Source organism: Enterococcus sp. DIV0240d, from assembly GCF_051711245.1.
GTDB classification, from domain to species: domain Bacteria; phylum Bacillota; class Bacilli; order Lactobacillales; family Enterococcaceae; genus Enterococcus_D; species Enterococcus_D casseliflavus.
Genome location: NZ_JBIOMG010000001.1, coordinates 1,727,840 through 1,740,616, shown reverse-complemented (window position 1 = coordinate 1,740,616; position 12,777 = coordinate 1,727,840). Strand labels below are relative to the sequence as shown.

The 12,777-nt window shown below is 38.6% G+C and carries 10 protein-coding genes; 4 read left to right on the top strand and 6 right to left on the bottom strand.

What is annotated here, in order from left to right; translation table 11 throughout:
• Window positions 1–47: 47 nt before the first annotated feature.
• A complete protein-coding gene (locus tag IGJ25_RS08120; protein WP_005225880.1) occupies window positions 48–239 on the bottom strand; it encodes a hypothetical protein in 192 nt (63 codons plus the stop codon).
• 270 nt (window positions 240–509) lie between these two features.
• Between IGJ25_RS08120 and IGJ25_RS08115 the strand changes: the two genes are divergently transcribed.
• Both IGJ25_RS08115 and IGJ25_RS08110 read left to right on the top strand, forming a co-directional pair.
• Window positions 510–2,771 (top strand): ATP-dependent Clp protease ATP-binding subunit, encoded by a 2,262-nt coding sequence (locus IGJ25_RS08115; protein ID WP_225001252.1) that lies wholly within the window; start codon window positions 510–512, stop codon window positions 2,769–2,771.
• 151 nt (window positions 2,772–2,922) lie between these two features.
• Window positions 2,923–3,234, top strand: coding sequence for a DUF1827 family protein (locus tag IGJ25_RS08110; protein WP_225001250.1), 312 nt, complete (start codon window positions 2,923–2,925; stop codon window positions 3,232–3,234).
• A gap of 161 nt (window positions 3,235–3,395) precedes the next feature.
• On the opposite strand, the gene IGJ25_RS08105 is transcribed toward IGJ25_RS08110, so the two are convergent.
• The 3 genes from IGJ25_RS08105 to IGJ25_RS08095 all read right to left on the bottom strand — a co-directional run bounded on the left by IGJ25_RS08105 (window position 3,396) and on the right by IGJ25_RS08095 (window position 7,240).
• Window positions 3,396–4,715 carry a helix-turn-helix domain-containing protein gene (locus IGJ25_RS08105; protein WP_225001253.1) on the bottom strand — a complete coding sequence of 440 codons (1,320 nt, stop codon included), beginning with the start codon at window positions 4,713–4,715 and terminating at the stop codon, window positions 3,396–3,398.
• A gap of 473 nt (window positions 4,716–5,188) precedes the next feature.
• Window positions 5,189–5,656 carry a hypothetical protein gene (locus tag IGJ25_RS08100; protein ID WP_081116863.1) on the bottom strand — a complete coding sequence of 156 codons (468 nt, stop codon included), beginning with the start codon at window positions 5,654–5,656 and terminating at the stop codon, window positions 5,189–5,191.
• Between the two features lie 393 nt (window positions 5,657–6,049).
• Window positions 6,050–7,240 carry an IS256-like element ISLgar5 family transposase gene (locus tag IGJ25_RS08095; protein WP_271292405.1) on the bottom strand — a complete coding sequence of 397 codons (1,191 nt, stop codon included), beginning with the start codon at window positions 7,238–7,240 and terminating at the stop codon, window positions 6,050–6,052.
• A 725-nt stretch (window positions 7,241–7,965) separates the two neighbouring features.
• On the opposite strand from IGJ25_RS08095, the gene IGJ25_RS08090 reads away from it, so the two are divergent.
• Both IGJ25_RS08090 and IGJ25_RS08085 read left to right on the top strand, forming a co-directional pair.
• Window positions 7,966–8,469, top strand: a complete 504-nt coding sequence (locus IGJ25_RS08090; protein ID WP_081117359.1) for a hypothetical protein — start codon at window positions 7,966–7,968, stop codon at window positions 8,467–8,469.
• A 20-nt stretch (window positions 8,470–8,489) separates the two neighbouring features.
• A complete protein-coding gene (locus tag IGJ25_RS08085) occupies window positions 8,490–9,521 on the top strand; it encodes a hypothetical protein (RefSeq protein WP_225001356.1) in 1,032 nt (343 codons plus the stop codon).
• Between the two features lie 206 nt (window positions 9,522–9,727).
• On the opposite strand, the gene IGJ25_RS08080 is transcribed toward IGJ25_RS08085, so the two are convergent.
• Together IGJ25_RS08080 and IGJ25_RS08075 are read right to left on the bottom strand one after the other, a co-directional pair.
• Entirely contained in the window at window positions 9,728–10,426 is a 699-nt protein-coding gene (locus tag IGJ25_RS08080) for a hypothetical protein (RefSeq protein WP_081117357.1), read from the bottom strand.
• Between the two features lie 664 nt (window positions 10,427–11,090).
• Window positions 11,091–12,671 (bottom strand): peptide chain release factor 3, encoded by a 1,581-nt coding sequence (locus tag IGJ25_RS08075; protein ID WP_438779236.1) that lies wholly within the window; start codon window positions 12,669–12,671, stop codon window positions 11,091–11,093.
• Between the last annotated feature and the right edge of the window lie 106 nt (window positions 12,672–12,777).

The window sequence follows — 12,777 nt, the reverse complement described above, 5'->3', positions numbered from 1 at the left end:
TCGATAGACAACCGTTTTCTCTTAAATAAACGATTGAAATAAATGTCCTATTTATTTTCTTGCACATAACGGTAGATGATCTTCCCATTTAAGCCCGCTTCTCCGACAAAAGAAGACCGATCTTCCAACTGGAGCCAGACATCTCTAAACGCCAGGAATTCTGGCTGTTGGACAATCAATTCTTGGATCTCTCCATTGCGCAAACGCGTTATTTCTGAAGCAAAATCTCTGTTCTCCATCCTCAATTCTCACCTCTTTCTTTCTATTATAATGGAATTACTTTTTATTTAAAAGACGCTTCTGCTAATGAAAGAGCGGCAAAAATTTTTACGAGTAAAATTCTTGCAGTCTGACAAAAAGTTAGTATAATAGAATTATGGTCAGTAAAGGTCAATAACACATTACCTCGAAGATGACCGTTTCTATGCACACAGCCCCTTTTCTTTTACAAGTGTAAAAAAGCGCCGTAAAATAAGGGTGTTGGAACAAATATGAAAGGTCGTGAATCTATGCTTTGTCAAAATTGCGGCAAAAATGAAGCGTCTATTCATTTATATGCCAGTGTCAATGGTCAAAGAAAACAACTCGATTATTGTCAAAGTTGTTACCAAAAATTAAAAGCTCAATCTGGGAATGCTGCAGCTGCAATGGCGCAAGATCCTTTTGGATTCGGCAATATTGATGATCTATTTCGTCAAATGTCTCGCCAGATGCAGCAAGGAAATACCCCTTATGAACAAACCCCTCCGACGCAAACCGGCGGTAACGGTTTTGTCGGCGGTCAGCCTCCACGCAATAACCAAGCACCTGCAGGTTTGTTAGGAGAATACGGTATCAATATTACCCAAATGGCTCGTGATGGCGAAGTCGATCCAGTCGTTGGTCGTGATTCAGAGATCAAACGAGTGATTGAGATCCTTAATCGTCGAACAAAAAACAACCCTGTGCTTATTGGTGAACCTGGGGTTGGGAAAACTGCCGTCGTTGAAGGGTTAGCCCAAAAAATCGTCGATGGCGATGTGCCACAAAAACTAATGGACAAAGAAGTCATTCGTTTGGACGTTGCGTCTCTTGTTCAAGGCACAGGTATTCGTGGACAATTTGAAGAACGTATCCAAAAATTGATTGAAGAAATCAAGCAAGCAGAAAACGTGATTTTGTTTATTGATGAAGTCCATGAAATCGTTGGCGCTGGTGCAGCTGGCGACGGAAATATGGATGCTGGAAACATCTTAAAACCAGCTCTTGCTCGTGGAGAACTACAAATGGTCGGAGCAACGACGTTAAATGAATACCGCATCATCGAAAAAGATGCTGCTTTAGAACGCCGTTTACAACCAGTACGTGTAGATGAACCTTCTGTGGAAGAAACGATCCGCATCTTAAAAGGTTTGCAACCACGTTATGAAGATTATCATCATGTGAAATATACTGATGAAGCGATCGCAGCTGCCGCTACCCTTTCTAACCGATACATCCAAGACCGATTCTTGCCTGATAAAGCAATCGATCTACTAGATGAAACAGGTTCTAAGAAAAACTTAACGATCCAAATCGTTGATCCAAAAACGATCGAAAAGAAATTACAAGAAGCAGAAGAACAAAAACAAGCTGCCTCTCGAGAAGAAGATTTCGAAAAAGCTGCTTACTATCGCGATCAAATCAATAAACTGCAAAAAATGAAGGAACGCCAAATCAGCGAAGAAGAAACGCCAGTCATTACCGAAAAAGACATGGAACAAATCGTTGAAGAACGGACGAATATTCCAGTTGGTGAATTGAAAGAAAAAGAACAAACCCAATTGAAAAATCTTGCGGATGACTTGAAAGCTAAAGTTATCGGACAAGATGAAGCGATCGATAAAGTAGCCAAAGCGATCCGCAGAAATCGGGTCGGTTTAGGCAAACAAAACCGTCCAATTGGCTCTTTCCTATTCGTCGGCCCAACCGGTGTCGGGAAAACCGAATTAGCAAAACAATTAGCCTATGAGATGTTTGGTTCTGAAGAATCGATGATTCGTTTCGATATGTCAGAATACATGGAAAAACACAGTGTATCCAAACTGATTGGCTCTCCTCCTGGTTACGTTGGCTATGAAGAAGCGGGTCAATTGACTGAAAAAGTTCGTCGGAATCCATATAGCCTGATTTTATTAGACGAAGTGGAAAAAGCCCATCCTGATGTATTGCATATGTTCTTGCAAATTCTCGATGATGGTCGTTTGACGGATGCCCAAGGACGTACGGTCAGCTTTAAAGATACGCTGATCATCATGACTAGTAATGCGGGAACTGGCAAAGTTGAAGCCAACGTCGGCTTTGGCGCAGCGCGTGAAGGCATCACTCGTTCCGTGTTAAATCAATTGAACAATTACTTTACGCCAGAATTTCTCAATCGCTTTGACGGGATCATCGAATTCAAGGCACTAAGCAAGGAAAACTTGTTATCGATCGTGTCCCTTATGCTGCATGATGTCAATCAAACACTTAGTCATCAAAAATTGCATATCGATGTTCCACAAGACGTGCAAGAAAAACTGGTCGATCTAGGTTACAGTGCAACGATGGGTGCTCGCCCATTGCGCAGGACCATCCAAGATCAAATCGAAGACGGGATTGCTGAATATTATCTTGAGCATCCTCAAGTTCGTCAATTAAAAGCACAATTGGAGGATTCCGATAAAATCGTTGTAACTTCAGCCGAATCCTCTGCACTTCCTGAAGAAACACCTTCTGCTGAAGAGGAAAAACCATCGGAAACAGATGAGTAATAACGTGTCAAAACGGTGACCAAACCGTTCGTTTTGCCAGACAACCATGTTTTGCCAAAAAATTGGGTAATTCCGAGTTGTCTGGCTTTTCTTTTGAAAAAAAACGACCTATAATGTTATTAATAAATACATAGAATGTGAGGTGAGTCTGGTGAAATTAATCAACGTTACAAACAGCCATTCTCGACTAGTATTGAATCAACTTGAAAATACCGACGCAGAACTTGTAAATGTTTACACAGCCGGAGACACGACCGTGATCTTTACCTCAGCGCCGAACCACAATGAAATTTTGCTGATCAATAAAAAACGGAATATTCGCCCGACGGAAGTAGAAGAAATCAAAAATTACTTCTTGAAAAAATTACCTGATGGCTCCTATGATCCTGCTACGATCTCTGTGATCCAAATGCCCGAAGTGGTAGAAATCTCCATCAAAAAAACGTTGTCTTCCTCACGTTAGCTTTTCCTAATCATGTGATTAAAAAATATCTATAAAAGGTGACTGTCGCAGCCCTCTTTTATAGATATCTTTTTTTGTCTTCTCTCCTCCTTCTTTCGTCTAGTACTTCGACCAACGATACCTGATAGTCAAGCAAAAAAAGAGAGCCTTACGCTCTCTTTTCAAGTATATTTATTAGAAATCATCGACTGGATCATCACATGTAGATTGTGCCAATCCTTGGTACTATGAACATTGCCAAAAAATGTAAATTTCTGTGACTCATTATGGATCAGCACGCCATCAGAAACCAGTATGTCTGAGTCTCCTAAGTTCGAACTAAAGTGAATCACATTTTCATTGTAAATTTTCAATAGTTTGTTCTTAATGACCGGAATATATTCAGGGTGGTTCAAAAGAGAAATACCAATGCGAATCGGTTCCTCTTTTTGGATAGGTAAATAAGATGCTGTAATCTGAGCGATTTTCCTTAAGAAAAGGGCTTCTTTTTCTATTACAAACGAATGGCGCTGCAAGACGGTCGCAATCAGTTCCTCCACCTCTAATACGCGTTTGTTCGTAGAGGACAAATCTTCAGTAGACACAAAACTATCCAAAAAGAGATGAAGACAGCCCCATGTATTCATCACTAATTCATAGATAAGAAACGCTTCGATCGCTTTGGAAAGATCATACTTTTGCGACAAGACAGCCACAACATCGGCAGAAAATTCGACCAATGGATTCCCCGAGAGGTTTCGCAGCTGTTTCCCCAAAAGAAGTTTCTCTTGATCCGAGATCGTTTCAGGTATGAAGAGAAAAACCCAGAAATGATAAAAAATCTGTTCTTTCTCGATATCTTGCTGACTTCTGATCGGCAGCAGCTTGATCACTTGCTTTTCCCCATTGAGTTGCTTGATTTGCTCATAAATAGCGATGGAAGCTTCGTCTAATTCATTGACGATATAACCCCTCAACACCGCATTCTCAATGATTGAAAACATAATGTCGTGCTTCACTTTTGTAGTTTTCAACGGCTCATATTCTTTCGCAGCTAATTCAACGCTTGCACGGGTGCGCTGATTGATGTAAACATTGCAAGCCATGATCTCAACTAAATAATGGTACATCCGCACACAAGGCTCTGCCCCTGTCAGATCAATGGAATCTGTGTTGTTATTGATAGTAATCGGGACATTTTGGATAACCAGCATTTTTTTCAGATAGCTGATCAATTTATAACAATAAGAAATACTAAAAATCAATTCTTCTGAGATGTCCACCATACGGGTCTTTCTTTTTCTTAACAAATAGGATAATAGACGATAATAAGGAGATTCTAAGAAATACTTCTTCTTTAGATTCACAAAAATATGCAGGCTTTGTTCTTCGTTTAATTCTCGTGACAAATAAACGGTTCTCTTTTTCAGCAAAAAAATAGACTCGTCAAAGGTCGTAAACTCTCTCATATCTTCGGCGATTTCATTGATCAATATTTTCACCTGATACAAAGATTTGTTTATCGTTTCACATATTTTATCAAGAGACAGCTGCTTCTCCAAAATGATATTTCTAATAATAGTTAATTTATCTACCTGTTTTTTGGTTAAATAAAACCTATACAACTTTTCTATATACTCCAAAATTTTTTACCCGCCTTATTTAAAAAGTATCCTAGTTTCCAATTATAGTAAAATAAACTTAAATTTGAGCCTCTTTTTTCATTAAACGGACAATTTTAATAAAAACTTCAGAAAAATCCCCGCTTCTTTAAAACAGAACGGGTGAGAAAAACTTGTGAAACGATTCTTACCTTTTATAACAAAAAAGTGTTGGAAACCATTAAAAAGATCCTGTGAATTAGCTGTTTCCATAGACTTAGAAAAAATTCGTATTCTTTCATTGATTGGTAAGTGACTTGGAGAGTAAAATCATTTTCTAGCTGGACAAACTTCTTTGAGGAATCAAGTTCATTTCAAAGATCTTGTAATAAAATATCTTCTCTTTTTAGCCAGCAATCTTTGTATTCATAAATGTTGATGATCGACAATTCATTACTCATCTCATTAATTGCCCGCATAATTTCTTCATCATCCGAATCAACATTGCCAATGACATGCAAATCATAATGAATACCAGATTTATCCACGCACTCAACGATATAACTGATGACATCTCCCCAAAAATGTTCCAATCGATGCGTGCCTCCTGCTTTTTCTAGCCTTGAACGTTCAGCGATACACAAAACGTTTTTCGAAGAGTATTGCAAGATGTTGATTTCCCCTAGTGATTCTGCTAAGTAGTCAAGAACCGATTGACGATCATCCTCTTGATCCACAATTAAATTTCTCTCTAAAATCGTGTTCGTCTTGTTGCTGAAAAAGCGCACAGTCAACATGGTAGCATTCTTTTGTCCACTGAAATTTATTCTGGTTTGCAGCATTTTGATTCACTCCTTAAAAGAACTTTGATCCTCTGCTATTAAGGATATAGTAAGAACCAGCTGATTTTTATCGTCTTTTTTTCAAAAAAACTACAAATAAAATAATCATTGTCACTCTTTTTCTTTCTACTGACTAAAAGACCTGTCGATTAGAAACGAGTAGCAACTTCATAAAATTAAGAAAGACAAAAAAACTCTTTCAAAGCTTTCTTCAAAGAGTCTGATTGTATATTCCTAAAAAAATATGCTTCCTATTAAAATCTAGGGTTCATGAGATAGCCATCCCACACAGTTAGTTTTTTGAGATATCTTTATAATGAAACAAACATGAACGTTTATTAAGGGAGCGTCAATAATTTTGTGTAAATGATTCTTCCCTACTGCAGATTGTTTCTAATTCTCAATCAGTTGGCTTAGCATTTGTTCAAGTTCGCCTTCGGCCTGTTGAAAGCCTTTATGACTGCGACCTAGGAATTTTTGGTTGTAAGTATCAAAAGACGAGACTAAGAAACGTTCCATCGACTCTTCGTTTTGGAACTGTTCCTTGCGGTGGCTGTATTTCTTGATTTGCTTATTAAAGGATTCAATCAAGTTCGTAGAATAAATACTCTTGCGTATGGCCAAGGGGAAATCATAGAAAGTGAGCAAGTGATCGTTCGAAAGAATCGATTCAACCACTTTTGGATAGCTGGTTTTCCATTTTTCCGCAAAAGCACCACGTGCTTCCAACGCCACCTCTTTAGATGAGGCTTGATACACCATTTTAAAATCATCACAGACTTCCTTACGATCATCGACACGCACTTTGTGACTGATATTACGGGAAACGTGTACACAACAATGTTGAAAACGAGCTTTGGGATAGAACCGACTAATCGCTCCTACCATCCCCTTTAAGCCATCCGTGATGAACAGGAGGACATTTTTCAAACCGCGCTCTTGAAGGTCCAATAAAATTTCCTCCCAAATCGTGATGGATTCAGTCGGTGCAATCGCATAGCTCAATACTTCCTTTGATCCGTCCGGGCGAATGCCAACTGCGATATGAATAGCTTCCTTGGCGACGGTTTTCCGCTTTAACGGAATATACGTTGCGTCCATATAAATAGCAGCATAACGGTCATGAAGCTCCCGCCCTTTAAACGCCGTTACCTCTTCTGTAAATGATTTTGTTATATTAGACATGGTTTGGGGCGTGTAGTGATGCCCATACATTTTCTCAATCAAGTCTGCGATTTCCGACATGGTAATACCTTTTCGGAAGAGGTGAATGACGGTCTCCTCTAACGTGTCATTCGTCCGTCTATAAGCAGGAACAGTCTGTTGCTTGAACTCACCATTGCGGTCGCGCGGAATCTGGAGATGAAGTTCCCCATACTCGGTCTTGACCGTACGGTCATAGGAGCCGTTACGAGAATTACCCGTGTTAAAACCAATGCGATCATACTTTTCGTAATCTATGAAAGCCGTTAACTCCGTTTTGAGAAGCGTATTGACTGCTTTCTCCAAATGGACACGGAATAATTCATTCAAATCGCCTTTGTTCGCTAGAGTCTTTAGAATTTCTGTAGTAAAATCGTTCATAGGGAAGTCCTCTCTTCTGTGAATGTGTTGTGGTAACTCTATTCTACAGAAGGGACTTCCTTTTTTCTATTTACACAAAATATTTTACACTCTCTTTATTAACACAGGAGTAACCTTGATGTCTCTGTCGCGTGAAGCTAGAAGAATTGTAGGTGCAGATTACTAATTGAATGAAAACGTTAATTGATATTTTTTCATAAGTAACTTTGATATACCTATCCAATAGGAACGCATAAATAGAATCATACTTTTCAATCCCCACCCTACGCAACTGTTCATACGCGTAAAGCTACTGCCAAAATAGTTTCTTAAAAATGATAGAAAGTTGATTTCTATTGAATTGCAGGGGTTCACTAAAGAAATATTAAACATGAATTTTCAGAATTGGTTTCTCTGACAGCGACTGATTCAGAGCAAATTCTCAGAGACAACGAATAACATTTTTTTCGTTTTTTAGGTCCCATCCTAGTTGGAACGACAATTCTTTCAATTCTGAGAAGACTTTGACTTAAAATAAAAGCCAAAATATAACCCTGCAACAAATTTACTTTCATAGTCATTATTACCGAATTGATAATTCATAGACAGAAAGATAGGTCGACTTGATAATCAACATGATTTGACCACTTGAATATTTTATTAAATTATTTTATAAAAAAATCAGATTAATAAAATACTTTATTTAAGCAGTAAATCATCTGCAAAAATTAAAGTGAGGTTTTATTATGAAAAAAGTTATTTTGGGTACTACATTCATTGCATCTTTGTTGTTAGCCGGAGGAGTCAACGCATTTGCCAATACTATAGCAACAATTACCGAACCTATTGAAATTGAAGTTATTGATGGTGATGCAACATTCACTTTTAATAAAATGGAGCTATCAAATCCCATACAAATTACAGAAGCATTATTGGAGGGAAATACTGGAATTGTGGAAGGATCTGTATCTAATGTGGGAGGAACATTACAAAACTTAACTCGTTCTCCTAAAACAGTTAATATTTCCGTAACGGCACCTAATGACAGTGGCATAAGCATTATCGGAAGTAACCCTTCTTCTTTAGAAGCAAGAGCGATTGAAGTTGTTTCAACACCTGAAACAGAAACAGAAATAGCATTTACCATTAATAGAACATTTGCTTTGTTACAAGAAACTGATGATAAACCTGTAATTACAATAACAGCACAAGACGGTACTCCTGATACTGGTGAAACTCCACCACTATAATTTTCAGAAGGAAAAAAATCATGAATCATACATTCAAACACAGAAATTCTTTTCTAAGGATTTCTGTGTTGCTTCTCTTACTAACACTGATCAGCAATACAAACATCCGTAATGCAAATGCCGATGAGACGACGAACTCACTGAAACTTACTCTGAGAGAAACGGAGTACAAAATTTCAGATAATACCTTGAGTATTTCTCCGGAAAAGGAGACGGCGTATACTGTTGAAATTTTACTAGAAAATGTTGGATCTGGTGACTCATCCATTGTTGTCACGCCTTACACCTCTACTGCTCTCTCACGAGAATCGGCTATCATCTATAGCGAGGACTTGACTTTACTGCTAGATGATAAGTATAACTTTTCAAATTATGCATTGATCGAATCAGAAGCATTAGATGACGATGATCAAATCGAGATTCTCCCAAATGAATCCGTTCTTGTGACCGTTACAATCACTCTTCCAGATGATCCTGCACGTGAAGGAACCGTGATGGGGGCAATCAATTTTAGTCAGATCATGGGTCTTGAAACAGCAGAAGATTCAGTCGGTATCAAATCTGTGTATGAGTCACTTATTTTTATCAACTTACTTTTTAGTGATGTAGAAGAGATCAAAGATGTCGTTTATGAAGACTTCTCCTTTGTTGCTCTTCAGGACACGGCAAACCTACAATTTTATGCACTCAACTATAATCCTATTTTAGGCAACTTAAACAATGCACTCTATGAATTAATAAACCCCAATGGAGAAACAATTGCCTCTGGGGAATTAGCAAATTCCGTTCTTTTAACGCCGTTAACCAAATCAAGAATGCAGATTCCTCTAATAGACGATAGTGAACTTATTGCAGGAGAATACCGTTTAACAATAGAAACAACTAGAAAAGCGATCACGACTACTTTTTCTTATGAGAAAGAAGACTTGGATAACTTCAAAAATAGAACCGTCCAACGAACACTGCCGATGTTCAGACAAATAATCAAATCCTTATCTGGATCATTTTTGTTCTCGTTGCAGCGTTGGCAGTTGCAGTCATTTACATTTTAAAATCAAAAAGAAAAAGAGAGGGCTAGTGTTGTGACCCCTAAAGTTAGCTTTTAGGACTAACTTTTGGAGGTCGCTTCAAAGCTCCTTTTTTAGTACCACCAATTAGTCACAAACTTGTTCCAGCAAAAGCACTTTTCACCTAGTATTAGAAAAAGATGTGCAAAAAACCGCTCCTATTCAGCTAAGCGGTTTTTTCTACACTTGTTTTAAACATATCTTTTATCAAAAATCACTTCTTTTATAAAAATTGTCGCTATCTCGTACTGGCACTCTTCCTCTAAACGATCCTCATGGACAGTATCATCATTGATATCCTCAAGTGATTCTTCTTGGCTGAATGAATCATTCTCTAATGAGTCTTCTTCCTCTGGGCGTTCAGATTCATCTTCAATGCCATTGTCTTCTTGCTTTTCATCGTCTTGGTCTTCATCTGTCAAGTTTTCATCTGGAATCTCTTCTTTTTCCTCATCCGTCTGATTCATTTTTATATCTTTCGTAAAGGTCTCTGAATCATCAATTGCTGTAAACGTGACTGATAGGTAGTACTCAGAGTTAGAATCAAGATATTCCTTTATGTTCAATGTTGCAGCTACGTTAAGAATCATTGATGCTTCATCAGTATCCTCAATCTGAAAGATCATCTCTTCCGAACCGTTCACGCTGTTTAGTTCTGCTGAAAATCCTTCTCCGACAGCCGTGATCGTTACGTCAAAAGCACCTTCACTGCCATTGCTATTGACGGTCAGCTGAAGATCTTGTGTGGTTTTCAACAAATAATAGTGTTCGTCCTTAAAGTCAATCGTGTTCAAATCAAAAATCAACGTTTCGGAAACCTCATCAGCTGCAGTCTCTATTGTTGGAAAGAAAAATATCGCCGAAAATATGAATAACAAACTTTTTAGCACTATCTGGTCCCCTTTCTGGTTTCAGAAATCACTTTTATTTAATAAATAATCATTTGCTTTAGCAAAATCGATAGATAGATAACTAGTAGACTAGCAATAAGACTAATTCATTTTTTGAGTCGCGAAGCCATGGTTCACCAACTGAAAACTTAAACCATCTGTAGAAGAGCTTCAAATGAAGTTTCAAGGGCTATCACCGATTCATGTTCAGATAAAGAAAGTTTAGTCTTCACTAGTAGCATCTGACAAAAAAACATTTCCCTCAATCAAATGATTAAATGACCTTTATCACTGGCAATCTATTCTCTGCTTTTCCTCTACTTTCAAACAAGTGAAAATTTCCTGAATCATCAAATGTGCCTATGATATTTTTCTATTCATTTCAAATGCATTTCCTTGTGGTCACCTTTAATACTACGCTCTTTTTCCGACTCATTTTATCTTCTTTTAAAAGAATGGTTATAAATTAGGATAATTGTCTGATCATTGGACGATTGCCCCCAATCATGCAACCTTCCTTCTGTATCAAAAGCACGTTTTCAGCAAAAAAAGCCCCTTCTTATCCATTTGGATAAGAAAAGACTTTCTACGATCGTTCAATTAAAAAAGATCAGCCTTACGTACAAAGTTGTGCATACCTAGACAGTCTCGCGGGAATCGACTCTTACATCAAACTCTTCAATTCGACGTCTGGGTACTTATCTGCGAACCAGCGCATCGCAAATTGGTTCTCAAACAAGAACAATGGCTGGTCGAAACGGTCTTTCGCTAAAATGTTACGACTGGAGCTCATACGCTCATCCAAGTCTTTCGGATCGATCCAACGGGCAATCTTGTGGCCCATTGGGGTCATAATGACTTCGGCATTGTACTCATTCATCATGCGGTATTGGAAAACTTCAAATTGCAGCTGCCCGACAGCACCAATGATATACTCATCACTAAGATACGTCTTGTACAACTGGATGGCTCCTTCTTGGACCAACTGATAGATTCCTTTGTGGAAAGATTTTTGTTTCATCACATTTTTTGCAGTGACTTTCATAAAGAGTTCCGGAGTAAATGATGGTAGCTCTTCGTAAGCAACTTTTAGTTTTCCTTCATAGATCGTATCGCCAATTTGGTAATTTCCCGTATCATAAACCCCGATGATATCTCCAGCGACTGCTTCTTCAATATTTTCTCGGGTATCTGCCATAAATTGTGTCACATTGCTGAGTTTCATTTTTTTGCCAGTACGCTCAAGTGTCACGTCCATGCCTCGTTCAAAGGTTCCTGAACAAATACGGACAAAGGCGATCCGGTCACGATGGGCAGGGTTCATATTTGCTTGGATCTTGAACACAAACCCAGACATTTCTGGTTCATAAGGGCTGACTTCATCACCAGCCAAAGTTTTGTGACCGTAAGGCGTTGGTGCAAAGGACAAGAAGGTTTCCAAAAAGGTCTGCACGCCGAAATTCGTAAGGGCGGAACCAAAGAACACGGGTGTTTGATCGCCTCGTGCGATTTTTTCTGTATCAAAGGCATCGCCAGCTTCTTGCAACAATTCCACTTCTTCTAAAACTTGTTGGAACAGCCCATCTTCGGCAAATGGATGATCTGCAGGAAATTGTCCATTTTCATCTAGGGCAACTAAACGTTCCCCACCGTGATTGTCTGGACGATAAAATTCGACCCGTTGGTTATGGATATCATACAGTCCTTCCAAGCCTTTCCCCATGCCGATCGGCCAATTCATTGGAAATGATTCGATCTCTAAAAGATCTTCTAGTTCTTCTAATAATTCTAATGGTTCGCGGCCATCACGGTCGAGTTTATTGATAAAGGTAAAGATCGGAATACCACGTTTTTTAACGACCTGGAAGAGTTTTTTCGTTTGCGCTTCAATCCCTTTTGCGCTATCGATCACCATGACCGCACTATCCACCGCCATCAAGGTACGGTAGGTATCTTCAGAAAAGTCCTCATGCCCAGGGGTATCTAAAATATTGACCCGTTTGCCTTGGTAATCAAACTGCATAACAGAACTGGTAACGGAGATCCCCCGTTGTTTTTCAATTTCCATCCAGTCGGACTTTGCGAAATTCCCAGTCTTTTTCCCTTTGACCGTACCAGCTTGGCGAATCGCGCCACCGAATAATAATAATTGTTCTGTGATGGTTGTTTTCCCCGCATCCGGGTGGGAAATAATCGCAAAGGTACGGCGACTATCTACTTGTTGTTTTAATTTTGGATTATCCATTGATTTTATTGCTCCATTTCTTGTATTTACAATGCGAACAGTGTCTATTTTAACCTGTCGCTAGTTTTCTGACCAAATCAGTATATCATGGATAAGGGTGATAAAA